Source organism: Kribbella sp. DT2, from assembly GCF_049844575.1.
GTDB lineage: Bacteria > Actinomycetota > Actinomycetes > Propionibacteriales > Kribbellaceae > Kribbella.
Genome location: NZ_JBNCLH010000004.1, coordinates 530,002 through 554,370 on the forward strand (window position 1 = coordinate 530,002; position 24,369 = coordinate 554,370).

Genomic DNA, 24,369 nt, shown 5'->3' on the forward strand with positions numbered 1-24,369 from the left:
CTCAGTCCTCTCGCCGCGCGTCGCCGGAACCGCTCACTCGTTCGCCGTCGGGACCAGGCGTCCGGCGTACGGCGTACTGGTCGGTGGCGTAGGACTCCACGTGGGTCAGCATCGCATCCAGAGTCACCGCGAGCGGCGTGGGATCGCGGTGCGTCTGAGTGAGCAGTACGCCGCCTTGGAGCGCACCGAGCAGGGACGTCGCCAGGCGGGCGGGATCCGCGTCGGGCCTGAGGTCGCCACGGTCGCGCATCGCCTGCAGGCCGTCGCGGAGCGCGACCTCCCAACGGCCGAAGCCGGTGGCCAGTTCTCGCCGCGTCGCCGGATCGCTCTCGGCCAGTTCGCCGGCCAAGGAGCCGAAGCGGCAGCCGCCCGCGCAGCCGTTGTCGATCTGGTGCTGGACCTGCGTGCTCGCCCAAGCGCGTAACGCCGCGAAGCTGTCCAGCTCGCTCGACCGTACGACGACGTCCGCCTGGAGACCGACGACCGCCTGGACCAGGCTGCGCTTGTCGTGGAAGTAGTGCGTCATCTGCGAACCACTCACGCCGGCCGCGGAGCGCACGTTCTCGATGCTCGTCCCCGCGACGCCGCGCTCGGCGATCAGGCCGGCCGCCGTACGGACGATGCGCTGCTGGGTCGCCTGGCCCTTGCTGGTCAGCCTCATGCTTCGAAGGGTACGGCGAAGAATGGGATGCGCAACCCAAAAGATCGGTTTACGCTCAGCGCTATGACGTATGTCGCGCGGATCGTGGACGTGCCCGGACGTGGACTTCGGCTCGAGCCGGCGGAGGGATCCGCCGCCCCGGACCAGCCGACGGAGGTGAACCTGCTCGGGATGGCGGTGGCGCTGGCGCTCGGGGCGGCCGGGTACGAGCACCACTCGGAGACTCGAGATCCTTCGCTGCAGACGCTCGACGCGCTGCTTGCGGGTGAGGCCGTGATGCCATGGCGGCACCCGGACGAGTCGGGCGACGCCGTACTGGTGTGTGAGACCGGGCCTGCTGGGCCTGTGTGCCGGGTGGAGCATCGGCCGGTCTGAGCCGGTTCCGCTTTGGATCGCGTTTGCTGGTGGTTGAAATGCGAACCAGTTTGTCTACAGTACTCCCTGGGGCCTGTCTCTCGAGCCGAGGAGAGTTTTCGCGATGAATGATCGTCCGCCGCTGCCGCCGTTCACCGAGGCGACCGCGATCCAGAAGGTGCGCGCCGCCGAGAACGGCTGGAACAGCCGCACCCCGGAGGCCGTCTCGCTGGCCTACACCGAGGACACCTCCTGGCGGAACCGGGACACCTTCGTCACCGGCCGCGCCGAGGTCGTCGCGTTCCTGGCCCACAAGTGGGAGCGCGAGCTCGACTACCGGCTGATCAAGGAACTGTGGACGTACGGCGAGAACCGGATCGCGGTGCGCTTCGTGTACGAGTGCCACGACGCCGCCGGCCAGTGGTACCGCTCGCACGGCAACGAGAACTGGGAGTTCGACGAGCACGGCCTGATGCGCATCCGCAAGGCCAGCATCAACGACCAACTCATCACCGAGTCGGACCGCCTCTTCCACTGGGACGCCCCGGGCCCCCGGCCGGACGACCACCCTGGCCTCACTGAGCTGGGCCTGTAGCTCCTCCCCCACGCGCGCTACGCAGCCGCCTCCGTCGCTCCGCTCCTCCAGACGGCACCACCCCCGCTCCCGCCCACCCTCCGGCTTGGCGCCGGCACAGCCACCGGCTGATCGCCGGCGTCTTCCGGCTGTCGCCGGATTTCCCGGCTGTCGCCGCGTTTCACGGCTATCGCCGGGTTGCGGGCTTAGCGCCCGCAGTCTGCGCGCTTAGCGCGCGGTGACCACTCGGCAGTGGACGCCTGCTGGCTTGTCGACCGCGCCCGACCATCGCGCGGCTCCCCCGGTGCCGGCCGTCCGACGTACCGGTTGATGAATCCGCCGAGCACAGCGCACGACGGGCTGGCTTCGCCTTGACCGAACGGCCGAATGCGACCGGATGCCGCGCGGCGACCACCTGGTGGAGGTGACCGGATGTCGCGCCGCGACCACTCACCGCGCGCGTTCCTCACCTGCGACGAGACACCCCCGACGACCATCCGGGACCAGCCGATCTGCCCTCGCAAGTCCCGCCAGAAAACCGACGTGGATTTGACGTAGGACCGGCTAACAGATCCACGGGTTCAGCCTGCATGATGTGCACTGAGGAAAACACTCCAGCCTCGGGGTGCCCTGACGCTGACCCCTGTCTGGAGCCCGGATGGCCGAGTTCGATCCCGTTGTGCCGACGTCGGCCGATGCGTTCGCCCAGCTGGCGATCGAGTTGCACGACGCGCCCGGGGTCGAGGAGACGATCGACGCGGTCGTCCAGTTCGCGCTGCAGGCGCTGAACTGCACGTACGCCGGCGTCGCGCTGCACCGGCGCGGCTCCCGTCCGGAGATCGCGGCGGTCACCGATCCGGTGGTCGCCGAGGTGTACGACCTGCAGATCGACGACGGCGAGGGCCCACTCGTCACCGCGCTGCGCGAGCACAAGATCGTGTGGATCCGCGACACGTCCACCGACCCTCGCTGGCCCCGGTGGGCCGCGAAGGTCGCCCAACTCGGCGTCCGCTCGGTCCTCGACGTCCCCCTCACCACCGGCACCGGCAGCACCGCGTCGGTCGGCGTACTGGGTCTCTACAGCCCCCAGCCCGACGCCTTCAGCCCGGACGACGAGGCGATCGCCCACATCCTCGCCCGGCACGCCTCCATCGCCGTCGCCACCGCGCGCCACGAGGAGACGATGGCCCAGGCCGTCGACGCCAGAAAGCTCGTCGGCCAGGCGATGGGCATCCTGATGGAACGCTTCGACGTCGACGGCGACCGGGCTTTCGCCATCCTCAAGCGCTACTCCCAAGACACCAACACCAAACTCCGCGACGTCGCCCAACACCTCATCGACACCCGCAAGCTTCCCCACTAGTACACCGGGAAAGTACCCCTGCTCGCCTATGGGGTACCGACCGACAGGATGTCTCGCGCTCGCCGTATCACCAGGCTTGTGAACCACGCCTGAATGCTGCTCGCCCGACCGCGTCGAGAGCGCGACATCCTGTCGGTCGGTCCGCCCTAGCACTCACCAGCCGTCACGCGTCCGGCCGACCGCGCTCGCGCCGCTCCCTCAACCTCTTCTTTGTGCACCGGCTAGCCGTCAGGGAGACGAGGTCGCCCGTGGCTGAGCCCGCACCGGCCGGTTGGAAACAGAGCCCGTCACCCCGGGCCTTCGCTCCGCTCGGCTGCACAGGCAGCCCGTCACCCGAGCCTTGCTTTGCCCGGCTGCTCAGGCAGCTCGTCACCCCCAGGCTTTCCCTTCCCTCGACTGCTCAAGCAGCACGTTGCCCCCGGCCTTCGCCTCGCTCGGGTGCTCACCTAGGCGGCGCGGCAGACACCCAACGTTCCCCAGGCGTGCGCCTCACTCGAGGTGGGCACCGGAGAGACCGGCGCGGAGACGGCCCCGGCCTTCACCTCACTCGGGTGCTCGGCCGGGCGAGGGGCAGCACCGCGGGCTGCTGCCCCCCGGCGACCGGGCGACCGGTGGGCGACCGCTCAAGCCATCCAGCGGGGATTGCGTATTCTGCGTCGCAAGTGGAAATCGGCGGACGGGGTGTCTGGTGGCGGGTGGGTGGCAGCCGTTGGCGGGGCCGGCGCACCGGGTCGCGTTGGAGATTTTGCTGGACGGGCCGTTGTCGCGGGCGGAGCTGGCGCGGCGGGTGGGGTTGTCGCCGGGGAGCTTGACGCGGATCACGAAGCCGATGCTCGAGTCGGGGTTGCTGGTCGAGGTTTCGGGTGGGCCGGTGGATCCTCGGGTGGGGCGGCCTTCGCAGCCGTTGGACGTGGTGCCGGCGGCGCATCACTTCGTGGGGATCAAGCTGACCGGCGACCAAGCCGTCGGCGTACTGACGACGCTGCGGGCCGAGGTGATCGCCGCGGCGGAGCTTCCGTTGCCTGATCACGCTCCGGCGGCGGTTGCGGCGACGGTGGCTGAGTTGACCAAGACGTTGGCCGCGCAGAGCGACAGCGGGCTGAGTGGGCTCGGGATCTCGCTCGGTGGGCAGGTGGTCGGCAAGAGCGAGGTACGCTCCGGTTCCTTCCTCGACTGGTACGACGTACCGCTCGGTCAGCTGATGAGCGCGCACACCGACGTACCGGTGGTCGTCGCGAACGACCTGACCGCGCTGACCGAGGCGACGCACTGGTTCGGCGCGGGCCGCGGCGCGGCGCGGTTCTGCTTGATCACCATCGGCGCCGGCATCGGCTACGGCTTGGTCGTGCACGACAAGATCGTCGACACCCCGGAGTCGAGCCTCGGCCTGATCGGTCACCACCCGCTGCTCCCCGACGGCCCCCGCTGCGAACGCGGTCACATCGGCTGCGCCAGCACCCTGCTCACCACCGACGCCATCGTCAGCCAGGTCAGCGCGGCGCTCGACGGGCCGGGCAGCGCGGACAGTACGTCGACCACCCGCGAGCTCACGTACGACGAGTGCCTGGACCTCGCCGTCAAGGGTGAGCCGGCCGCACGCCAGGTCGTCGACCGCGCCGGTTACGCGCTCGGCCGCCTGGTCGCGACCGCCGCCAACTTCACGTTGCCCGACCGGGTCGTGCTCGGCGGCGAGGGCGTCCGGCTGGTCGACGTCGCCCACGACGCCCTGCTCGAAGGTCTGCACCTCGACCGCCACCCGGAGTCGACCGATCCGCCGATCGTGTTGCTCGACGCCAGCTTCAGCGAGTGGGCGCGCGGCGCCGCGGTGATCGCCATCCAGACCTTCGTGCTCGGCAGCTAAAGCTCTGGCGGTAACTGTCTAGAAAGTGATAGACAGTTACCCATGGATGATCTGCTCCGCCGCTGGCAGTACGGCTGGGGACTGTGCCGCGGTCTCGCGCCCGCCGTCGACCGCCCGCTCGCCCTCGACGTCACCCTCGGCCTCCCGCACCGCGACCGCGAACTCTTCGCACTCCCCGGTACGACGCCCACCCCGCTGATCGACGAGGTGCTGCACGCTCCCCGCCCGACCTGGCTCACCGTCACCACCCAGGAGCCCGAGCAGGTCGCCGCCGAGCTGCGATCGACCGGCCTCGAACTCTTCCCCGAGCAGAAGCTGCTGATGACGATCGACCTACGCAAGCACCCGCGGCCGATGACGCATCACGAGGTACTGATCTCCGCCGAAGGGCCGCTGGATCGGGCGCGCATCGCCGCCTGGCGGGAAGACCCCGCCGCCGAGAGCGGGGGCCGAGACGGAGACGGGGTCAAGGGCGGCGGCCGAGACGGAAGCGGGACCGAGGCCGGCGCCAAGGACGCCGCGCGCGGAATGATGGCCGTCGTCGGCGCGGACGCGGTGATGCACGACATCCACACCGACCCGGCCTACCGGCGCCAAGGCCTCGGCAGCATCGTGATGGGCGCCCTGGCCGAACGGGCAATCAAACGTGGAGCGACGACCGGCCTGCTGATGGCAACGGTCGAAGGCGCCGCCCTCTACCGCAAGCTCGGATGGGTGCTCCAGGCAACCATGTTGACCGCTAAGGCTGCCTAGCCCGGTGGGCGGCGACCTTGGTTCTGTTCTGGCACGCCGGCGAGCAGAACCGCTGGGTCCGGCTGCGGGTCGTGTCGAGGAACAGGTTGTCGCACCGGTCCGCCCCGCACTCACGCAGCCGCGACGCGCGACTCCCGACCACCATCGCCACAGCCGTCGCGAACTCGGCCAGCCACCCGGTCGCGGCCGACACCCCAGGCCCGGCGAAGTGCAGGTGCCACAGCTCCTCCCCGTCCCGAACCATCCGAGGCGTCGCGCGCGTGCTCTCGAGCAACGCATTCACCCCGGCAGCGGCCGCGTCCACGTCGCCGTCGACGAGCAGCCGCAGTACGCCGTACAGGTCGCGCCCGCCGGCCGCGAAGGTCGGCAGGTCGATCTCCGGGATCAAGCGAGTGGTCAGCCGTAGCGAAGCCTCGACTCCGTCCTCGTCGCCCGGCGGGCGCACACGCCCCTGGGCGAACTCGCCCCCGAAAGTGTTCGCCAGCGCGACAGCGGCGGTGAGCGAGTCCCGCAGGTGATCGGTGGCCTCCACCTGACAACCCTAGCGGCGCGATCAACGACAAAGGACCGATGACACTGGCCGAACGGCCATCGCTCTCGTCCTTAGGGATGGCTCGGTTTGGCCCGGTGTGCTACCAGGGTCGTAGTCCGGCGGGCGGCAACATCCGACTTCGATCCGATGTGCTGCTCGTTGCCGGAAACAACAATGATGGGCATGAACCTGGTCCAGAGCCCCGCCCGTGCCTGCTTCGGCCTGGCGGAGGCGACGATCGACCTCGGCGCGGTCACGGCGAACGTCCGCCACTACCGGCGGCTGCTGCGGCCGGGCACCGAGATCATGGCGGTCGTCAAGGCCAACGGCTTCGGCCACGGCGCCGTACCGATCGCCAAGGCGGCCGTCGAGGCCGGGGCGACCTGGCTCGGGGTCGCGCGGGCCGACGAGGCACTGGAGCTGCGCGCGGCCGGGCTGACCGTACCGATCCTCGCCTGGCTGTACGACGCCAGCGAGCTGATGTGGTTGTCCGACGTCGACGTGAGCGTCGCGACCGTCGCCGAGCTGCAGCAGGTGGTGTCGGCGCCGAGCGTGCACCACGTTCACCTCAAGCTGGACACCGGCTTGCACCGAGGGGGCAGTACGCCGGACCAGTGGATCGAGCTGACCCGCGCGGCCGCGCACTACGAGGCGCTCGGCGCGGTCAAGGTCCGCGGCATCTGGTCGCACCTGTCGCACGGGGACGAGCTCGACGCGACGCACAGCCGTCGCCAGCTCGAGATCCTGCGCGCCGGCGTCGCCCTGGCCCGGCGCGCGGGACTCGAGCCGTCCGTGGTCCACCTGGCCAACTCCGCCGGTGCCCTGACGCTCGACGCTCCGGACTGCAACCTGGTGCGGATCGGGGCCGGGCTGTACGGGATCGACGAACTGGGCACGGGGCTGCGACCGGCGATGCGTCTCAACACCAAGGTGGCGCAAGTTCGCCGGATCCGTGCGGGAGAAGGCCTTTCGTACAACCACGACTACATCACGCCAACAGACACAACAGTCGCTCTCATCCCGCTGGGGTATGCGGACGGCATCCCCCGACCAGCCGGAACCGGGGGTGGGGTGGAAGAAGCGGGCCGCCCCGGGGCCGCGCGCGCGGGCGCACCGGCCGGCGTCCTCGTCCGTGGGGTGCGGATGCCGATCCGGGGGCGCATTGCCATGGACCAGTTCGTGGTCGACGCCGGCGACATCCCCGTCGAGCCCGGTGAGCCCGTCACGGTCTTCGGCCCCGGCGACCAAGGCGAGCCGACCGCGGCCGAGTGGGCGCGGTGGGCCGGAACGATTCCGCACGAGATCTACACCGGCCTCGGGTCCCGGGTGCCGCGTCGTTACGAGGAGGCAGACCGGTGAAGGTCGCAGTGATCATGGGTGGCGCGAGCCCCGAGCACGAGGTGTCGCTGGCCAGCGGCGCGGGCATCGCGGAGGCGGCCACCGGGCTCGGCCACACGGTGATCGAGCTGGTGCTCGAGCCCGACGGCACCTGGCGCGACGGGCAGCACGAAGCGATCGAGCTGCTCCAGGACGCCGACGTCGCCGTACCGGCGCTGCACGGCGAAGGCGGCGAGGACGGCGCCGTCCAGGGCTTCCTCCAGCAGCTGAAGGTCCCGTACGTCGGCAGCGGCGTCACCGCGAGCGCCGTCGGCCTCGACAAGCACCTGACCAAAACCATCCTCAGCGCCCACGGTCTCCCGGTCGCTCCGGGCATCACGCTCAGGGGCGCCGACCTCAACGATCCCGAGGCCGCGCACCAGCAGCTGAAGGCCGCCGGTATCGACTTCCCGGTCTTCGTGAAGCCGAACAACGGCGGCTCCAGTTACGGCGTCACCCGCGTCACCGACGCGGCCGCGCTGACCGAGGCAGTCGCGGCAGCGGCCGCGCTCGACGGTCAGGTCCTGATCGAGCAGGAGATGCGCGGCCGCGAGGTCGACCTGGCCGTGATGCAGTTCCCCGACGGCCGCGTCGACGCCGGGCCCGCGCTGGAGATCCACAGCGACCCGGCTCAGCCGTTCTTCAACACGACCGCCAAGTACTCCAAGGGCGCCGGCGAGCAGTTCGTCGTACCGGCTCCGCTGGACGCCGAGCTGGCCGCGACCTTGCGCCGGACGGCGATCGAGGTGTTCGAGACGCTCGGCTGCGCCGGCCTCGCGCGCGTCGACTTCTTCGTCCCGGCCGAGGGCGGCCCAGTGGTCAACGAGATCAATACCTTCCCCGGTTTCACGCCCGCGTCGCAGTTCCCGCGGATGTGGGCGGCTGCCGGGATGACCTACGCCGACGTCGTGCAGAACCTCCTGGAGACCGCGCATGCCCGTGCTGCTGAGTGACGAGCGGATCACCCGGATCCCCGCGATCGAGAGCGGTGAACCACTGGTCGACCTCTACAGCCGAGGCGTGCGGGCCCGCGACCGCGTGCTCGTCCGGGAGGCGCTCGCGGACCGGTTGGTGATCGCGGACAGCTTCCTGCCGACCGGCGTCCGCCTGTACGTCGGCGAAGGCCTGCGGGAACTGACGATCCAGCAGGAGATCTACGACGGTTACCGCGCCGAGCTCGTCGAGCTCAACCCCGGCATCTCCGACGCCGAGGTGCACGTCCTGGCCAGCCGGTTCGTCTCACCGGTCGAGGTCGCGCCGCACGTGGCCGGCGCCGCGGTCGACCTGACGCTCGTCGGCGAGCACGGCCCGTTCGACCTGGGGACGCCGATCGACGCGACGCCCGAGCAGTCCAACGGCGCGTGCTTCTTCGACGCGGCGAACATCAGCCGGGAGGCCCGAACCAATCGCGCGCTGCTGGCCGACGTACTGATTGCCGCTGGTCTGGTGAACTACCCGACCGAGTGGTGGCACTGGTCCTTCGGCGACCGCTACTGGGCCTTCGCCGAGCATCAGGCGCACGCGATCTACGGACCGGTTGAAGAAAATATGCGCACCGTTCTATGCTCTAAATGAGCCTTCTGCATACTGCATATTGATAGGAACTGCCTATCTCGTGATAGGCAGTTTTGCTTTGACCGTGGGTCCTGGGACCGGGACCGTGGGTGTATGACGACGCCAGTCACGGATTCCGTCCCCGCGCCCGATCCCGGGCGTCCGCCGCGCGTCCGCGAGATCGCCACCGAGCGGCGCGGACTCCGCGGCGCGCTGATGCCGATTCTCCATGCCGTGCAGGAGGAATTCGGCTGGGTCAGCCAGACCGACGTGCCGGTGATCGCCGACGTGCTCAACCTGTCGGTCGCCGAGGTGCACGGCGTCGTCACCTTCTACCGCGACTTCCGGCGCGAGCCCGGTGGCCGGACCACCGTGCGGATCTGCCAGGCCGAGGCCTGCCGGTCCGTCGGCGGCGTCGAGCTCGCCGACCACGCCAAGCGCGCGACCGGGCTCGGCTTCGGTGAGACCACGTACGACGGCCGCCTGACCGTCGACGAGGTGTTCTGCCTCGGCAACTGCGCGCTCGGCCCCGCCGTACAGGTGGATGAGAAGGTCCACGGCCGGGTCACGCCGGCCCGCCTCGACGCGATTCTGGGGGAGGCACGATGACGAAGGTCTTTGTCCCGCGTGACATGGCGGCCAAGTCGGTCGGTGCCGACGAGGTCGCCGAGCGCGTCACCGCGGCCGCCCGTACGGCGGGCGCCGACGTCGAGCTGGTCCGCAACGGATCGCGCGGCATGCTCTGGCTGGAACCGATGATCGAGGTGGAGACCCCCGAAGGCCGCGTCGGCTACGGCCCGGTCGCCCCGGAGGACGTCGACGGTCTGGTGGCCGCCGGGATGCTCACGGGTGCTGCCCGGAGCGAGGGCGCCTACCTCGGACTGGTCGAGGAACTGCCGTGGATGAAGCGGCAGCAGCGGCTGACCTTCGCGCGCGTCGGTGTCGTCGACCCGCGCTCGGTCGACGACTACACCGCCAACGATGGCTTCGCCGGTCTGAAGAAGGCCCTGACCATGACACCGGCCGAGGTGGTCGAGGAGGTCGTCGGCTCCGGCCTGCGCGGCCGCGGCGGCGCCGGGTTCCCGACCGGGATCAAGTGGCGCACGGTGCTCGGTGCCGAGTCCGACCTCAAGTTCGTCTGTTGCAACGCCGACGAGGGCGACTCCGGAACCTTTGCCGACCGGATGCTGATCGAGGGCGACCCGTTCGTGCTGATCGAGGGCATGACGATCGCCGCGTACGCCGTCGGGGCGACCGAGGGCTACGTCTACCTGCGCTCGGAGTACCCCGACGCCGTCGAGGCGCTGAACGCCGCGATCGTGACCTGCCGCGCCAACGGCTGGCTCGGCGAGAACATTCTCGGCTCGGGCCTGACCTTCGACCTGCAGGTCCGGGTCGGCGCCGGCGCGTACATCTGCGGCGAAGAGACGTCGATGCTGGAGAGCCTCGAGGGCAAGCGCGGGATGGTCCGGGCGAAGCCCCCGATCCCTGCCCTGGAAGGGCTTTTCGGCAAGCCGACCGTGGTCAACAACGTGTTGTCGCTGGCAACGATCCCGACGATTCTCGCGAACGGCGCGGCGACGTACGCGGCGTACGGTGTCGGACGGTCGCTCGGGACCAGCGTGTTCCAGCTCGGTGGGAACGTGGCCCGCGGCGGCGTCGTCGAGACGGCGTTCGGGATCACGCTCGGCGAGCTGGTCAACGACCTCGGCGGCGGCAGCGCCTCCGGCAGGCCGGTGCGGGCCGTCCAGGTCGGTGGGCCACTGGGGGCCTACCTCCCGGTCGGTCAGTTCGACCTGCCGATGGACTACGAGGCGTTCGCCGCCGCCGGCGCGATGGTGGGCCACGGCGGCATCGTCGTGTTCGACGAGTCGGTGGACATGGCCGCGATGGCCCGGTTCGCGTTCGAGTTCTGCGCGGAGGAGTCGTGTGGCAAGTGCACGCCCTGCCGGGTCGGCGCGACCCGCGGCGTGGAGACGATCGACCGGATCGTGGCCGGTCAGGACCGGCGCAAGAACCTCGTCCTGCTGGACGACCTGTGCGACTTGATGACCGACGGTTCGCTCTGTGCGATGGGCGGACTCACCCCGCTGCCGGTACGCAGTGCTGTCCGCCACTTCGGAGAGGACTTCGACGCATGACCCTGCTCAAGGAACCTGATTTCGGTACGCCGGCCCGCAAGGGCGAGGCGACCGTCGAGCTGACCGTCGACGGGATCGCCGTCACCGTCCCACCCGGTACGTCGGTGATGCGCGCCGCCAAGCAGGCCGGCGTCGACATCCCCAAGCTGTGCGCGACCGACAACCTGGAGGCCTTCGGCTCCTGCCGGCTGTGCGTGGTCGAGATCGACGGCGCCCGCGGTACGCCGGCCTCCTGCACGACACCGGTCGGGCCGGGCATGGTGGTCCGGACCCAGAACGAGAAGCTCGGCAAGCTGCGCCGCGGGGTGATGGAGCTCTACATCTCCGACCACCCGCTGGACTGCCTGACCTGCTCGGCCAACGGCGACTGCGAGCTGCAGGACATGGCCGGCGTCACCGGCCTGCGCGAGGTCCGGTACGGATCGGGCGTGGACGCCGGCGCGAACCACCTGGACCTGCCGACCGACACCTCCAACCCGTACTTCGACTTCGAGGCGTCCAAGTGCATCGCCTGCTCGCGCTGCGTCCGCGCCTGTGACGAGGTGCAGGGCACGATCGCGCTGACCATCGAGGGCCGCGGGTTCGACTCCAAGGTCGCGGCCGGCGCCGGCGTCTCCTTCATGGAGTCCGACTGCGTCTCCTGCGGCGCGTGCGTGCAGGCCTGCCCGACCGCCACGCTGCAGGAGAAGTCGGTGATCGAGCTCGGCATGCCGACCCGCTCGGTGATCACCACCTGCGCGTACTGCGGGGTCGGCTGCTCGTTCAAGGCCGAGCTGCGCGGTGACGAGCTGGTCCGGATGGTCCCGTACAAGGACGGCGGCGCGAACGAGGGCCACTCCTGCGTGAAGGGCCGGTTCGCCTTCGGCTACGCCAACCACCCGGACCGGGTGATGGAGCCGATGGTCCGCGACTCGATCGAGGACGAGTGGCGCAAGGTCTCCTGGGAGGAGGCGATCGGCTTCACCGCGCGCCGGCTGCGCGAGATCCAGGCCGAGTACGGGCAGGGTTCGATCGGCGGCATCACCTCGTCGCGGACCACGAACGAAGAGGTGTACGTCGTCCAGAAGATGGTCCGCGCGGTCTTCGGCAACAACAACGTCGACACCTGCGCGCGGGTCTGCCACTCGCCCACCGGGTACGGACTGAAGCAGACCTTCGGCGAGTCCGCCGGGACGCAGGACTTCAAGTCCGTCGACGACGCCGACGTGATCCTGGTGATCGGCGCGAACCCGACCGACGCCCACCCGGTGTTCGGCTCCCGGATGAAGAAGCGCCTGCGCCAGGGCGCGCAGCTGATCGTCGTCGACCCGCGCAAGACCGACCTGGTCCGCTCGCCGCACATCGAGGCCCAGCACCACCTGGCGCTGGCGCCCGGCACGAACGTCGCCATCGTCAACGCCATCGGGCACGTGGTCGTGACCGAGGGCCTGGTCGATCGCACGTTCGTCGACGCCCGCTGCGAGGGCTTCGACGAGTGGGAGACCTTCATCGCCGGCCCGGAGCACAGCCCGGAGGCGGTCGAGGAGATCACCGGCGTACCGGCTGCTGAGGTACGGGCCGCGGCGCGGCTGTACGCGACCGGCGGCAACGGCGCGATCTACTACGGCCTCGGCGTGACCGAGCACAGCCAGGGCTCGACTACGGTGATGGCAATGGCGAACCTGGCGATGGCGACCGGCAACATCGGCCGGTCCGGTGTCGGCGTGAACCCGCTGCGCGGCCAGAACAACGTGCAGGGCTCCTGCGACATGGGCTCGTTCCCGCACGAGCTGCCCGGCTACCGGCACGTCTCCGACGACGGCGCCCGCGACGTCTACGAGCAGCTCTGGGGTACGCCGCTGCTGAACGAGCCGGGCCTGCGGATCCCGAACATGTTCGACTCCGCGATCGACGGCTCGTTCCGGGCGTTGTTCGTGCAGGGCGAGGACATCGCGCAGTCCGACCCGAACACGGCGCACGTGTTCGCGGCGCTCGGCGCGCTCGACCTGCTCGTCGTCCAGGATCTGTTCCTCAACGAGACGGCCAAGTTCGCGCACGTGCTGCTGCCGGGCACGTCGTTCCTGGAGAAGGACGGCACGTTCACCAACGCCGAGCGCCGGATCAACCGGGTCCGCCCGGTGATGGCGCCGCAGACCGGCAAGCAGGAGTGGGAGATCATCTGCGAGCTCTCGCAGGCGATGGGCTACCCGATGCACTACGACTCCTCCAGCCAGATCATGGACGAGATCGCGCTCACCACCCCGACCTTCATGGGCGTCTCGTTCGACCGGCTCGACGAGGCCGGCTCGATCCAGTGGCCGTGCAACCTCGAGCACCCGGACGGGACGCCGGTCATGCACGAGGAGGAGTTCACCCGCGGCAAGGGCCGGTTCATGGAGACCATGTACGTGCCGACGACCGAGCGGTCGACGCGCAAGTACCCGCTGATCCTGACCACCGGGCGGATCCTGTCGCAGTACAACGTGGGTGCGCAGACCCGTCGTACGGCGAACGTCGCGTGGCACCCCGAGGACATCCTCGAGCTGCACCCGCACGACGCGGAGGTGCGCGGCATCTCCGACGGCGACACGGTGTCGCTGGCCAGCCGGGTCGGGAAGACGACGCTGCACGCGAAGCTGTCCGAGCGGATCCCGGTCGGGGTCTGCTACACCACGTTCCACCACCCGGTGACGGGCGCGAACGTGATCACCACCGACAACTCCGACTGGGCGACGAACTGCCCGGAGTACAAGGTGACCGCGGTGCAGGTCGACCTGGTCGTCGAGCCGTCGACGGCCCAGCGCGAGACCGTTGCGGTGGGCCACTGATGAGCGCGACCACACTGCCGCCACACGTCCGGCTGGCCAACGAGATCGCGCGGCAGTTCGCGCACAAGCCGGCCGACGTCGCGGCGGCGACGATCGCCGGCCACATCAAGGCGGTGTGGGACCCGCGGATGAAGGCGGCGCTGGTCTCGCACCTGGACGCCGGGGGTGAGGACCTGGACCCGGTCGCGGCGCTGGCTGCCCAGCAGTTGAAGGGCAGCTAGTGCCCCGACCCGGTCACCGGCACGCGGCGGCGTCCCTCCCCTGGGACGTCGCCCGCGAGCTGGCCCACGCGGCCTCCGCCGCGCTGGCTCCACGGTCGCTGCCTTTGTCGGCGGCCGACGGTACGACGCTGGCGACGCCGCTCGTCTCCCCTGGGGCGGTTCCGCCGGTCGATCGCTCGGCGATGGACGGGTACGCCGTACGGGGTGAAGGTCCCTGGCAGGTGGTCGGCACGATCCTGGCGGGCTCGGGTGTTGTCGCCGAACTGCAGGACGGACAGGCGTACGCGATCGTCACCGGCGGGTCAGTGCCTGCAGGAACTACTGGTGTGCTGCAGGACGAACTGGCTGTTCTTAGTGGTGATGAGTTGTTGGGGACGGTAGTTGCTGGGCAGCACATTCGGCTTGCGGGCGAGGAGTGTGCTGCCGGCGAGGTGCTGTTGCCTGCTGGGGTGCGGATCGATCCGTCGGTGCTCGGGTTGGCTGCTGCAGTGGGGCTTGATCGGTTGACGGTGATTCCCAAGCCTCGGGTGGCGGCGTTCGTCACGGGTGACGAGCTCGTGCAGCGTGGAGCGTCCGGGCCCGGTCAGGTGCGGGATGCGATCGGGCCGATGCTGCCGGGTCTGATCGAGCGCGCCGGAGCAACCTGTACGACGGTCACGCACCTGAACGACTCCCGTCAGGAGTTGCTGGACGCGATCGCCGGGTGCGAGGCCGACGTGATCCTGGTGTCCGGGTCCTCGGCGACGGGCCCGGCGGATCACCTGCGCGCCGGGCTGACCGCACTGGGCGCCGAGCTGGTGATCGACGGGGTCGCGTGCCGCCCCGGTCATCCGCAGGCGCTCGCACGGTTCGACGACGGCCGACTGGTGATCGGCCTGCCGGGCAACCCGTTCGCCGCGCTGACCGCGTTCCTCACCCTCGGCGTCGCCGCGCTGCACCGGCTGCGAGGGCTACCGCTGCCGACCTTGCCTGTGGCGCCTATCCCCGGCGGTCTCGCCGGCCACCCGACGAGCACCCGTCTGGTCCCCGTCCGGGTCACGCCTGAGGGCGCCGTACCGGTTGGTCACGCCGGCTCCGCCATGCTCCGCGGCGCCGCCGCCGCGGACGCGCTGGCAATCATCGAGCCCGGCCCGACCACCGCGATCGCCGCCCGGCTGCTCTCGCTCGACCCAGGCGCCACCCCTTGGACCTTCTGACTGCTCCGGTGTTGGACGACTGCCGCGATACATCGCGGCAGTCGTCCAGTACGGCGTCAGTCGGGCGCGGCATTGCCCCGGCGGTCACCGACCGGCGACCATCGCGGCGATCGTGCTGCGCATGTTCCGGCCCAGCTCGTCGAGCCGCCGCTCGCGGCGCTCTTCGGCACCGCTCGGACCGGTGAGCACATCTCGGCGCATTCCGCTGTCCCCTGGCCCGTGCGTGAACGCCTGACGGACCACGGCCCCCTCCTCGTCCGACCGCAACCAGTACTCCCAGTGCGCGAACGGCACCACCTCGTCGCCGTACACGTCCCAGCCGAACCGCGCCCTCGGTTCGGCCGCCGTCACGAGACACGTCACGTGCGTCTCCAACCCGTTCGGAAACCTGTTCCCGGCCGCGAACCGCGACCCGACCCGCACGGGCTCGTCCAACCAGCGCCCGTAGACGCACTCAGGGCTCCACTCGCCGTACCGGTCGACGGCGGTAATCAGCCGCCAGACCTCTTCGACGGGCAGGGCGACCAGGACCTCGACCTCGACACGTGCTCCGGTGACTCCGTAGTCGTTCATGCCCGTGACGTCGGTGATGCCGTCCACGCCTCGACATTTCGCTCGGCGGACGCTCCCCCGCCGCGGTTACCCTGGCCAGATGGACGACGGGCTGAGCATCGGGCAGGTGGCGGAGCGGACCGGGTTGAGCGTGCACGCGCTGCGCTTCTACGAGCGTGAAGGCATCCTCGCCGAGCCGGTCCGGCGGGAGTCGAACGGCCGGCGGATCTACAGCGCGGACGACGTCGACTGGCTGGAGATGTGTATCCGGTTCCGCTCGTCGGGCATGCCGCTGGACACCATCCGCCGCTACACCGACCTGGTCCGCCAGGGCTCCGGCAACGAGTCCGAGCGGCTGGCCCTCCTGCAGAGCCACCAGCGCCACGTCGAGGAGCAGCTCGCCGCGCTCACCGCCTGCCACGAGGTGATCACCCACAAGGTCGAGATCTACCAGCAGCACCTCTCCCAAGGCACCGCCGACTGCCTGTGGACGGTCCCGACAGCCGCGGACCAGGAGTCGGCAGTCAGCTGAGCGCATCCAGCGCAAGCTGTACGTCGGCCCGCGTCGAGTACACGTGGAACGACGCCCGCAACCGACCGTCCCGGACGGCGGCGCGAATGCCCGCCGCCTTGAACGCCGCGTCCGCGCCGGCGACGTCCGCGCTGACGATCGCCGAGTTCCCCGGCGCCAGGCCGAGTCCGGCGCGGAACTCGTTGGCCAGAGCAACGTTGTGCTCGTGGATCTTCGCGACGCCGATCTCCTCCAGCAGCTCCAGCGCCGGGGCCGCGCCGACGAAGCTGAACCACGCCGGTGACTGGTCGAAGCGCCGGGCGTCGGGAGCGAGGTTCATCGTCGTTCCGTAGTACGACGCGTGCACGTCGTCGGCGGCGTACCAGTTGGCGTTCAACGGCCGGCAACGGTCACGCAGCTCGGGCGAGAGGTAACCGAAGGTCGCGCCGCGCGGCGCCATCAACCACTTGTAGCTGTGGGCAACCAGCGCGTCGACGCCGGTGACGTCGATCGGCAACCACCCGGCCGCCTGGCTCGCATCGACCACCACCAGGGCACCGATCTCCTTGCTCGCAGCAACCACTGCCGGCAGGTCGAGAACGGTCCCGGTCGCGGACTGGACGAGACTGACGGCGACCACGTCGACACCCGGCCGGATCGCCGCCACCAGTTCGTCGGTCGCAGCCCCGATCACCTCGACACCGCGGTCGGCGTGCACCTGCCACGGGAACACGTTCGAGGTGAACTCGACCGAGTCGGTCAGCACCTTCGCGCCGTCCGGCAGCGCACTCGCGATCGGCGAGACCGCGGCCGACACCGTGCTGCCGACGAACACGTCCGCGGCGGGCGCGCCGATCAGCCGCGCGAACGACTCCCGCGCCCGCGCCGTCGACCTGTCCCACGGCTCCCAACTGGTCGCCCCCACGTGCCAGTCCGCGAGGGCCGCCTGCAACGCCTCCCAGGCGGGCCGCGGCGGCAGCCCGTACGAGGCCGTGTTCAGCCAGCCCGGCTGCGGCTCCCAGAGGTGGGCGAAGTCGGCGACATCGGTCATGTGTTCTCCCAGACTCGTTCCGGACGGGGTGGCCCGAGGCGTGGGTTGACCTGGAGCGCGGTCTAGATCCTAGGTTCTGGGCACACCACAGTTGAGGAGCTCGTCGTATGCGATACCGCACTCTTGGCGCGACCGGCATCGAGGTCTACCCAGCAGTCGGCGCCTGGCAGCCGACCTCACTCACCGAGCCGACCAGGCGCCGCCGCCCGCTCGCCGACCGCGCGGCCAGCTGAGCTCCTCCTACTTGCCTGCTTGGAGGGCGGTCCAGGTGACTGGGCCTGTTACTCCGTCGACTACCAGCGTGCGGGTGCGTTGGTAGTCGCGGGCTGCTGTTTCGGTGAGGGGGCCGAACTGGCTGTCCACAGCGACCGTGCGGCCGAGGGATGCGGTGAGGGAACGCTGGAGGCGGGCTACCGCGGGGCCGGTGGAGCCGTTGCGGAGGGTGGGTTTGTCGCCCGCTGACAGGAGCGCGGTCCAGGTGGAGGCCGCGATGATGCCGTCGGCGGGGAGGGCGACTCGAGTTTGGAAGGTCTTGGTCGCGTCGACTGTGGGCTGGTCGAACGTGCCGGTGGGGTCCACGCCCAGGAGGCATTGGGCGGCTTTGACCTGGGGACCTGTGGAGCCGGACTGCTGGGTGGCGTACGTGGGGAAGTTCAGGCCGCCGGCAGTGCAGGTTGGTGTGTTGCTGACGAAGGCCGTGGCGGCCGACTCGCCCTTGGTGAGGGCGTCAGGCTGGTTCTCGATGGGGGCGGCGGTGACGCCGGGGAAGAGGATGTACGTGACGACCGCACCCGAGACCCCGCCGGTGGACGGGTTCGGGTTGATGCCCAGTTGCTGGGCGAGCTTGTACGAGCCCTCGCCGACGATGCCGGTCGGGCCCTGGTCGCCGACCACGGCGTACGCGACCTTGTCCTGGTAGACGACCGCGGCGACGGTGGCTCCGCCGATGCCGGCGCCGCGGTAGTCCCAGGTGGAGCTCGGCAGCGGTACGACGATGAACGGCAGCCCGGCGGAGTTCAGGGGCCGGCCGTCGGACTGGTTCCAGGACGTGTTGGGCTGGAACGACGGGTCGGTGTTCTCGTTGCACTGGGTCGTGCGCTGGCCGTCGCAGTCGATGTCGAAGTCCGCCGTCCAGTGCACGGCGTTCCCGCTGCCGCAGACCGCGACCGAGCGGGTCCCGCCGGAGTCGTGGGCGTACTTGCCGCTCGAGAGTTGCGTCTCGCAACCGGCGGCGCGTTCCTTCAGCTGGGCCGCGGTCGGCCCGGCGAGGGTGGTGTCGGTCTCGGCCTGAGCAGGCGGCGCACTGAACGCGCCGACGACAGATGCCATCAGCAACAGCAGTCCGGCAACGAAAGTCCGTGGTGCACAGCGGGGCGACCGGTCCATCGAATCCTCCCGGTAAAATAGTTTTACCGGTGAGAGTACATACGAAACTTACTTACCGACAGACCTCAGTCCGGCGTGCACCTTGCCGGCCAGCTTGAGTAACTGCGCCCGCTCGGTCGCACTCAGCGGCGCGAGCGTCGAGTTCTCCACCTTCTGTACGACGTTCCGCGCGGTCGTGAACGTCCGCCGGCCGAGCCCGGTCAGTGCGATCCGGTAGCGGCGGCGATCGTGCGGGTCACGCTCGCGGGAGACCAGTTCGTCCTCGAGCAGCTCGTCCATCAGTCGGACCATGTCGCTCGGGTCGAGCCCGAGCCCACCGGCCAGCTCGCTCTGCGCGGACGGACCCTGATCGGCCAGCTCGGCCAGCGCCGCGAACTGCCACAACGTGATGCCGGGCCGTACCGCCAGACGCTCCGCGATCTCGCGCCGGCCGGCCACGCCCACCTTGTGCAGCACGAACGTGGTCATCCCCAGCAGCGTCTCCATGGCAGTCCATTGTAGGGTCGAACCAATCGTTGGTACTTTCCCACTAATTCGCAGGTCCTGGGCCGGTGCGGGGGCGGCAATCTTACTGAGCGTGTTTCTTTCGCCGGACGCTTTTACTTCGCTGCCATCGGGGCACCGGGAGGTGGAAGACAACGATGGACAACGGAAAGAAGTAGCTGAGTCCGATGGCACTGCCGCAGTCGATCCGCAACGCCGGGGAACCCTGGACCACCCAGGACCTGAGCAAGCTCGAGGAACTGGCCGCCGACAACTTCCCACCCTGCGTGATCGGCCTGCGGCTCGGCCGCCCCGAGGACGCGATCGTCGACCAGGCGCAGCGGGTCGGCGTTAAGCTGACCCCACTGAACCGTCCGCCGTACGGCGTCCTGCTGCCGGCCGGGCGTCGGCGCGAAGGGGAGGACGAGCGATGAGCTTCGACCGGCCAGGAGTACCGAAGCCCGGGAACCGCACTGATGAGGCGGAGACCGAGGAGATCCTCGAAGAAGAAGGCGTCGAGATCGCCGACGGCCGCCTCGACGGCCGCGATCATCCGGGCGGCCCGTCCACCGGTCCGCAGCCCTACACCCCACGCCGCGCCGCAAAGCGCGACGCCGAGGGCGAAGACCAGCGTGAGGGCAACACCGAGGGCGAGGGCAACGCCGGGGCGGGCGTAAAGCCAGGCTGATGCTCGGGCTCGTCGCCCCACCGCGCGGCCTCCGCGGCGGAGTCCGGAACGGCCCGTGGACTACCGTGTTCGGACCAGGATCGGCCGACGCGGAAGGGGTTACCTGTGGCGGTGACCATGCGCGACGTCGCGCAGCATGCCGGGGTGTCGCCCAAGACGGTGTCGAACGTGATGAGCGGCTATCCCTTCATCCGCGAGGAGACCCGGCAACGGGTGCTCGCCTCGATCGATGCGCTCGGCTACCAGCTCAACATCTCCGCCCGCAACCTCAAGTCCGGCCGGACCGGCATCATCGGGCTCGCTGTACCGGAGCTGAGCCAGCCGTACTTCGCCGAGCTCGCGGACGCCGTGATCACCGCGGCGGAGGGACACGGCCTGACCGTGATGATCGAGCAGACCGGCGCCGTCCGGGAGCGTGAGCTCGCGACCCTCGTCCGCCCGCGCGGTCCGCTCGTCGACGGGCTGCTGTTCAGCCCGCTCGCCCTGGGGCCCGACGACGTCGGGCACCTGCGGACCGGGACCCCGATGGTGCTGCTGGGCGAGCGGATGTTCCACGGCCCGGTCGACCACGTGATGATCGACAACGTCGCCGGTACCCGCGCGGTCACCGAGCACCTGCTCGCACTCGGCCGCCGCCGGATCGCCGTGATCGGGACCCACCCCGGTGAACTGGTCGGTACGGCAGCGATCCGGTACGACGCGTTCGCGGCCGCGCTGTCCGACGCCGGCGTCGAGCCGATCGATCGGCTGGCGCTGCCGGCCGACCCGTGGCAGCGCCGGACCGGCGCCGCCGCGACGGAGGCGCTGCTCGCCTCCGGCGCGAAGTTCGACGCGGTCCTCGCGCTCAACGACACGCTGGCGGTCGGGGCGTTGCACACGCTGATCAAGCACGGCGTCCGGATTCCCGACGACGTGGCCGTCGCCGGGTTCGACGACATCGACGAGGCGCGGTACAGCACACCGAGCCTGACGACGGTCGATCCCGGCCGTGCGCAGATCGCCGCGACGGCGGTGGAGATCCTGGTCGGCCGGATGAACGGCGACGACACCGACCACCGCGAGATCGTCGCGCAGTACGAGCTGCACGTCCGCGAGTCCACATCCGGACACTGATCCACTGACCTCTTGACGCTCCCGAAGAGCGACGGCATCATCCTTCTACACCGATGTAATACACCGATGTAGAGACGTGCCCCACCGCCCTGGGAGGACACGAAGATGACTGTCAGCAGACCTTCCCGACGCTCGGTGCTGACCGGTGCGCTCGGCCTGGCCGGTGCTGCCGCACTCACCGGCTGCGGTGCGTTCGGTGGGCGTGACGCCCGCGTCCGGGAGTGGAACCTGTTCGGCGGTGGTGACGGCGCGCGGCTGCTCCAGATCCACGACAAGTTTGTTGCCGAGCACAACAACATCGCGTTCGAGGCGCACACGCTGGCCTGGGGGCCGCCGTTCTACACCAAGCTCGCGATGTCCGCCGCCGACGGGCGAGCGCCCGAGGTCGCGACCCTTCACCTGTCCCGCCTGAAGGGTTTCAGCCCGAGCACGATGCTCGACCCGATCCCCGTCGACCTGCTGGCCGAGGCCGGCATCACCGAGCAGGACTTCCTCCCCGAGACCTGGAACAAGTGCCACGTCGACGGCCGGCTGTACGCCGTACCGCTCGATCAGCACCCGTTCGTTCTCTACTACAACACCGACATCTGCCAGAAGGCCGGCCTGCTCGGCCCCGACGGCCGGATCAAGACCGTCAAAGGGGTCGACGCGTTCTTCGAGATGCTGAAGGCGGTCAAGGACGTCACCGGCACGTTCGCCGCGTCGGTCGAGACGACCAACCCGTGGCGGATCTGGTGGACGCTGTACGGGCAGCTCGAGGGCGAGTTCTTCGACGAGTCCGGCCAGGAGCTCGTCCTCGACGACGCCAAGGCGCTGGAAGCCCTGCAGCTGATGGCGAAACTCGCCGCCGACGGCCTGACGCCGAAGTCGGCCGACTACCCAGCGCTGGTCGCCCAGTTCAGCAACGGCGACGCCGGGCTGAGCTTCAACGGCGAGTGGGAGGTGACGACGTACCAGGCCGCGAAGCTCCCGTTCAGCATGGCCCCGTTCCCGGTCGTGTACGACGTACCGAAGTTCGCCGGCGACGCGCACACCTTCGTGATGCCCCACCAGGCGGCACGCAGCGACGAGGACACCGCGGCGACGGTCGAGTACATCGCCTGGATGCTGAAGAACAGCGCCGACTGGGCCGCCGGCGGCCACATCCCGGCGTACCAGCCGGTGGTCAGGAGCCCGGAGTACCTGCAGCTGAAGCCGCAGGCCGAGTACCGCTCGGTCGCGACGGACGTGCTGTTCGACCCGGACGCGTGGTTCAGCGGTTCGGGCGCGCAGCTGCAGAACGAGGCGGCGGCCGCCTTCTCCGGGGTGTTCTCGGGCCGGACGACGCCGCGGCAGGGGCTCGACCAGTTCAAGGCGGCCACGCGCAAGCTGCTCGACACTCCGTCCCCGGTCTGACAGGAGCGCATCATGGCCGTGCAGACACCCGCCCGCCCCCGTAGTACGGACGCTGCCTCTTCAAAGCCACCCAACGGTCCGCCCTGGACCGAGCGCTGGGGCGGACTGTTCTTCGTCGCGCCGTTCGGGATCTTCTTCGTGCTCTTCCTGCTCTGGCCGACGCTGGCCGGGTTCTGGAACAGCTTCTTCAACACCAGCCTCGCCGGTGTGCAGCAGGAGTTCCTCGGCCTGGCGAACTGGCGTGAGCTGTTCGGCGACCCGGCGGTCTGGGACTCGCTGAAGAACACGCTCGTCTTCACGGCGATGAGTACGCCGCCACTGGTGCTGATCGCGCTGGTGATGGCGCTGCTGGCCAACCGGCGTGGGGTGTTCGGCTGGCTGCTGCGGTTCGCGTACTTCGCGCCGTTCGTGCTGCCGGCCACGGTCATCACGCTGATCTGGGTGTGGATCTACCAGCCCGGCTTCGGCCTGGTGAACGGGCTGCTGACGGCCGGCGGGTTCGCCGAGATCGACTGGCTGAACGCGGAGAACCGGGCGATGCTCGCGGTGGTGATCACGACGGTCTGGTGGACCGTCGGGTTCAACTTCCTGCTCTACCTGGCCGCGCTGCAGGGCATCCCGGCGCAGGTCTACGAGGCGGCCTCGATCGACGGCGCGAACGGGCGGCAGACGCTGTTCCGGATCACGCTGCCGCTGCTCGGCCGGACCACCGGGCTGATCGTCGTGCTGCAGCTGGTCGCGTCACTGAAGATCTTCGACCAGATCTACCTGATGACCGACGGCGGACCGAACTACGCGACCCGGCCGATCATCCAGTACATCTACGAGAGCGGCTTCACCAGCTACCGGATCGGCTACGCCTCGGCGGTCTCCTACCTGTTCTTCGCGATCATCGTGATCGTGTCCGTGGCCCAGTTCAAGCTGTTCGGCGGCCGGAAGGAGGCGCGATGACGAAGCGGCTCACGTTCCCGAAGGCCGCGATCGCGGTCGGCGCCGCGCTACTCGCCGTGCTCTGGCTGGTGCCGTTGCTGTGGGCACTCATCACGTCGCTCAAGCCCGAGACCGAGACGACCCGTACGCCGATCACGTGGTTGCCCTCGGCACCCACCTCCGCGGCGTACCAGAGTGTCCTCGACCAGGGCTCGATCCTGCGCTGGTTCGTGAACAGCACCGTGGTCGCGGTGCTCGTGACCGTGCTGACGCTGCTGGTCTCCGTGCTGGCGGCGTACGGGTTCTCGCGGACCACGTTCCCCGGCCGGAAGGTGATCTTCGGCGTGGTGATCGCCGGGATCCTGGTCCCGCCGCAGGTGCTGATCGTCCCGCTGTTCCAGGAGATGTCGAGCCTGGGGCTGGTCGACACCTACTGGGGCGTGGTGCTGCCGCAGGTGGTCGCGCCGGTGATGGTGTTCGTGCTGAAGAAGTTCTTCGACGGCGTCTCCCGCGACTACGAGGACGCCGCCCGGGTGGACGGCGCGACCCGCTGGCGGATCGTCTGGGGCGTGATGGTGCCGATGTCGAAACCGATCCTCGTTGCCGTCGGCATCTTCACGTTCATCGGGGCCTGGAACAACTTCCTCTGGCCGTTCATCGTGACCACCGACCCGTCGATGATGACGATCCCGGTCGGGCTGGCGAACGTGCAGGGCTCGTACGGCCTGCGCTACGCCCAGATCATGGCCTCGGCCGTGCTCGGCGGGCTGCCGCTGCTGATCGTCTACGCACTCTTCCAGCGACACGTCGTCCGCGGTGTGGGCGACGCCGGAATCAAGGGCTAGACCTCAACCACCAAGGAGCAT

The 24,369-nt window shown here is 69.7% G+C and carries 27 protein-coding genes; 21 read left to right on the forward strand and 6 right to left on the reverse strand.

The window, feature by feature from the left end:
• Nucleotide 1 precedes the first annotated feature (1 nt).
• Nucleotides 2–661 carry a TetR/AcrR family transcriptional regulator gene (locus ACLQ2O_RS20615; RefSeq protein ID WP_425833714.1) on the reverse strand — a complete coding sequence of 220 codons (660 nt, stop codon included), beginning with the start codon at nt 659–661 and terminating at the stop codon, nt 2–4.
• Nucleotides 662–724: 63 nt separating this feature from the next.
• Here ACLQ2O_RS20615 and ACLQ2O_RS20620 point away from each other — a divergent pair, with 63 nt between their 5' ends.
• The 5 genes from ACLQ2O_RS20620 (at nt 725) to ACLQ2O_RS20640 (ending at nt 5,566) form a co-directional block, all read left to right on the forward strand.
• Nucleotides 725–1,036, forward strand: a complete 312-nt coding sequence (locus ACLQ2O_RS20620; RefSeq protein ID WP_425833716.1) for a hypothetical protein — start codon at nt 725–727, stop codon at nt 1,034–1,036.
• Nucleotides 1,037–1,139: 103 nt separating this feature from the next.
• Entirely contained in the window at nt 1,140–1,610 is a 471-nt protein-coding gene (locus ACLQ2O_RS20625) for a DUF1348 family protein (protein ID WP_425833718.1), read from the forward strand.
• Nucleotides 1,611–2,247: 637 nt separating this feature from the next.
• Nucleotides 2,248–2,952 carry a GAF and ANTAR domain-containing protein gene (locus tag ACLQ2O_RS20630; RefSeq protein WP_425833720.1) on the forward strand — a complete coding sequence of 235 codons (705 nt, stop codon included), beginning with the start codon at nt 2,248–2,250 and terminating at the stop codon, nt 2,950–2,952.
• A gap of 688 nt (nt 2,953–3,640) precedes the next feature.
• Nucleotides 3,641–4,813 carry an ROK family transcriptional regulator gene (locus tag ACLQ2O_RS20635; RefSeq protein ID WP_425833722.1) on the forward strand — a complete coding sequence of 391 codons (1,173 nt, stop codon included), beginning with the start codon at nt 3,641–3,643 and terminating at the stop codon, nt 4,811–4,813.
• A gap of 42 nt (nt 4,814–4,855) precedes the next feature.
• Entirely contained in the window at nt 4,856–5,566 is a 711-nt protein-coding gene (locus tag ACLQ2O_RS20640; protein ID WP_425833724.1) for a GNAT family N-acetyltransferase, read from the forward strand.
• On the opposite strand, the gene ACLQ2O_RS20645 is transcribed toward ACLQ2O_RS20640, so the two are convergent.
• Nucleotides 5,553–6,098 carry a CGNR zinc finger domain-containing protein gene (locus tag ACLQ2O_RS20645; RefSeq protein WP_425833726.1) on the reverse strand — a complete coding sequence of 182 codons (546 nt, stop codon included), beginning with the start codon at nt 6,096–6,098 and terminating at the stop codon, nt 5,553–5,555. The two genes, ACLQ2O_RS20640 and ACLQ2O_RS20645, sit on opposite strands and share 14 nt — an antisense overlap.
• Before the next feature lie 183 nt (nt 6,099–6,281).
• On the opposite strand from ACLQ2O_RS20645, the gene alr reads away from it, so the two are divergent.
• The 8 genes from alr (at nt 6,282) to ACLQ2O_RS20685 (ending at nt 15,394) form a co-directional block, all read left to right on the forward strand.
• Nucleotides 6,282–7,457 (forward strand): alanine racemase, encoded by a 1,176-nt coding sequence (gene alr, locus ACLQ2O_RS20650; protein WP_425833728.1) that lies wholly within the window; start codon nt 6,282–6,284, stop codon nt 7,455–7,457.
• Nucleotides 7,454–8,428, forward strand: coding sequence for a D-alanine--D-alanine ligase family protein (locus ACLQ2O_RS20655; protein WP_425833730.1), 975 nt, complete (start codon nt 7,454–7,456; stop codon nt 8,426–8,428). Before alr ends, ACLQ2O_RS20655 begins: the two co-directional genes overlap by 4 nt.
• Nucleotides 8,409–9,050 carry a M15 family metallopeptidase gene (locus tag ACLQ2O_RS20660; protein ID WP_425833732.1) on the forward strand — a complete coding sequence of 214 codons (642 nt, stop codon included), beginning with the start codon at nt 8,409–8,411 and terminating at the stop codon, nt 9,048–9,050. The genes ACLQ2O_RS20655 and ACLQ2O_RS20660 overlap by 20 nt, the downstream gene beginning before the upstream one ends.
• A gap of 93 nt (nt 9,051–9,143) precedes the next feature.
• Nucleotides 9,144–9,638: an NAD(P)H-dependent oxidoreductase subunit E gene (locus ACLQ2O_RS20665; RefSeq protein WP_425833734.1), complete on the forward strand. Its 495-nt coding sequence runs from the start codon at nt 9,144–9,146 to the stop codon at nt 9,636–9,638.
• Complete coding sequence (locus ACLQ2O_RS20670) at nt 9,635–11,170, forward strand: formate dehydrogenase beta subunit (protein ID WP_425833736.1); 1,536 nt, start codon at nt 9,635–9,637, stop codon at nt 11,168–11,170. Before ACLQ2O_RS20665 ends, ACLQ2O_RS20670 begins: the two co-directional genes overlap by 4 nt.
• Nucleotides 11,167–13,977 carry a formate dehydrogenase subunit alpha gene (fdhF, locus tag ACLQ2O_RS20675; protein WP_425833738.1) on the forward strand — a complete coding sequence of 937 codons (2,811 nt, stop codon included), beginning with the start codon at nt 11,167–11,169 and terminating at the stop codon, nt 13,975–13,977. Before ACLQ2O_RS20670 ends, fdhF begins: the two co-directional genes overlap by 4 nt.
• Nucleotides 13,977–14,198, forward strand: coding sequence for a formate dehydrogenase subunit delta (locus tag ACLQ2O_RS20680; RefSeq protein ID WP_425833740.1), 222 nt, complete (start codon nt 13,977–13,979; stop codon nt 14,196–14,198). The genes fdhF and ACLQ2O_RS20680 overlap by 1 nt, the downstream gene beginning before the upstream one ends.
• On the forward strand, nt 14,198–15,394 hold the full coding sequence (locus tag ACLQ2O_RS20685) for a molybdopterin molybdotransferase MoeA (RefSeq protein ID WP_425833742.1): 1,197 nt from the start codon (nt 14,198–14,200) through the stop codon (nt 15,392–15,394). Before ACLQ2O_RS20680 ends, ACLQ2O_RS20685 begins: the two co-directional genes overlap by 1 nt.
• An 84-nt stretch (nt 15,395–15,478) precedes the next feature.
• Here ACLQ2O_RS20685 and ACLQ2O_RS20690 read toward each other — a convergent pair whose 3' ends face one another.
• Entirely contained in the window at nt 15,479–15,994 is a 516-nt protein-coding gene (locus ACLQ2O_RS20690; RefSeq protein WP_425833744.1) for an SRPBCC family protein, read from the reverse strand.
• Nucleotides 15,995–16,046: 52 nt separating this feature from the next.
• Between ACLQ2O_RS20690 and ACLQ2O_RS20695 the strand changes: the two genes are divergently transcribed.
• The gene (locus ACLQ2O_RS20695) at nt 16,047–16,478 is read left to right on the forward strand and encodes a MerR family transcriptional regulator (RefSeq protein ID WP_425833746.1); all 432 of its coding nucleotides are present in this window, start codon (nt 16,047–16,049) and stop codon (nt 16,476–16,478) included.
• Here ACLQ2O_RS20695 and ACLQ2O_RS20700 read toward each other — a convergent pair.
• Nucleotides 16,471–17,508, reverse strand: coding sequence for an aminotransferase class V-fold PLP-dependent enzyme (locus tag ACLQ2O_RS20700; RefSeq protein ID WP_425833748.1), 1,038 nt, complete (start codon nt 17,506–17,508; stop codon nt 16,471–16,473). The two genes, ACLQ2O_RS20695 and ACLQ2O_RS20700, sit on opposite strands and share 8 nt — an antisense overlap.
• Nucleotides 17,509–17,615: 107 nt before the next feature.
• Here ACLQ2O_RS20700 and ACLQ2O_RS20705 point away from each other — a divergent pair, with 107 nt between their 5' ends.
• On the forward strand, nt 17,616–17,741 hold the full coding sequence (locus ACLQ2O_RS20705) for a hypothetical protein (RefSeq protein ID WP_425833750.1): 126 nt from the start codon (nt 17,616–17,618) through the stop codon (nt 17,739–17,741).
• A 7-nt stretch (nt 17,742–17,748) separates the two neighbouring features.
• On the opposite strand, the gene ACLQ2O_RS20710 is transcribed toward ACLQ2O_RS20705, so the two are convergent.
• Both ACLQ2O_RS20710 and ACLQ2O_RS20715 read right to left on the reverse strand, forming a co-directional pair.
• Nucleotides 17,749–18,837: a glycoside hydrolase family 75 protein gene (locus tag ACLQ2O_RS20710; RefSeq protein WP_425833752.1), complete on the reverse strand. Its 1,089-nt coding sequence runs from the start codon at nt 18,835–18,837 to the stop codon at nt 17,749–17,751.
• A 105-nt stretch (nt 18,838–18,942) separates the two neighbouring features.
• A complete protein-coding gene (locus ACLQ2O_RS20715; protein WP_425833754.1) occupies nt 18,943–19,380 on the reverse strand; it encodes a MarR family winged helix-turn-helix transcriptional regulator in 438 nt (145 codons plus the stop codon).
• 185 nt (nt 19,381–19,565) lie between these two features.
• On the opposite strand from ACLQ2O_RS20715, the gene ACLQ2O_RS20720 reads away from it, so the two are divergent.
• From ACLQ2O_RS20720 to ACLQ2O_RS20745, 6 genes are all read left to right on the forward strand, one after another.
• Nucleotides 19,566–19,811 carry a hypothetical protein gene (locus ACLQ2O_RS20720; RefSeq protein ID WP_425833756.1) on the forward strand — a complete coding sequence of 82 codons (246 nt, stop codon included), beginning with the start codon at nt 19,566–19,568 and terminating at the stop codon, nt 19,809–19,811.
• Complete coding sequence (locus tag ACLQ2O_RS20725; protein WP_425833758.1) at nt 19,808–20,065, forward strand: hypothetical protein; 258 nt, start codon at nt 19,808–19,810, stop codon at nt 20,063–20,065. Before ACLQ2O_RS20720 ends, ACLQ2O_RS20725 begins: the two co-directional genes overlap by 4 nt.
• Nucleotides 20,066–20,170: 105 nt before the next feature.
• The gene (locus tag ACLQ2O_RS20730; protein WP_425833760.1) at nt 20,171–21,178 is read left to right on the forward strand and encodes a LacI family DNA-binding transcriptional regulator; all 1,008 of its coding nucleotides are present in this window, start codon (nt 20,171–20,173) and stop codon (nt 21,176–21,178) included.
• Between the two features lie 105 nt (nt 21,179–21,283).
• Nucleotides 21,284–22,573: an extracellular solute-binding protein gene (locus ACLQ2O_RS20735; RefSeq protein ID WP_425833762.1), complete on the forward strand. Its 1,290-nt coding sequence runs from the start codon at nt 21,284–21,286 to the stop codon at nt 22,571–22,573.
• A gap of 12 nt (nt 22,574–22,585) precedes the next feature.
• Nucleotides 22,586–23,524, forward strand: coding sequence for a carbohydrate ABC transporter permease (locus ACLQ2O_RS20740; protein WP_425833765.1), 939 nt, complete (start codon nt 22,586–22,588; stop codon nt 23,522–23,524).
• On the forward strand, nt 23,521–24,348 hold the full coding sequence (locus tag ACLQ2O_RS20745; protein ID WP_425833767.1) for a carbohydrate ABC transporter permease: 828 nt from the start codon (nt 23,521–23,523) through the stop codon (nt 24,346–24,348). The genes ACLQ2O_RS20740 and ACLQ2O_RS20745 overlap by 4 nt, the downstream gene beginning before the upstream one ends.
• Nucleotides 24,349–24,369: the final 21 nt, after the last annotated feature.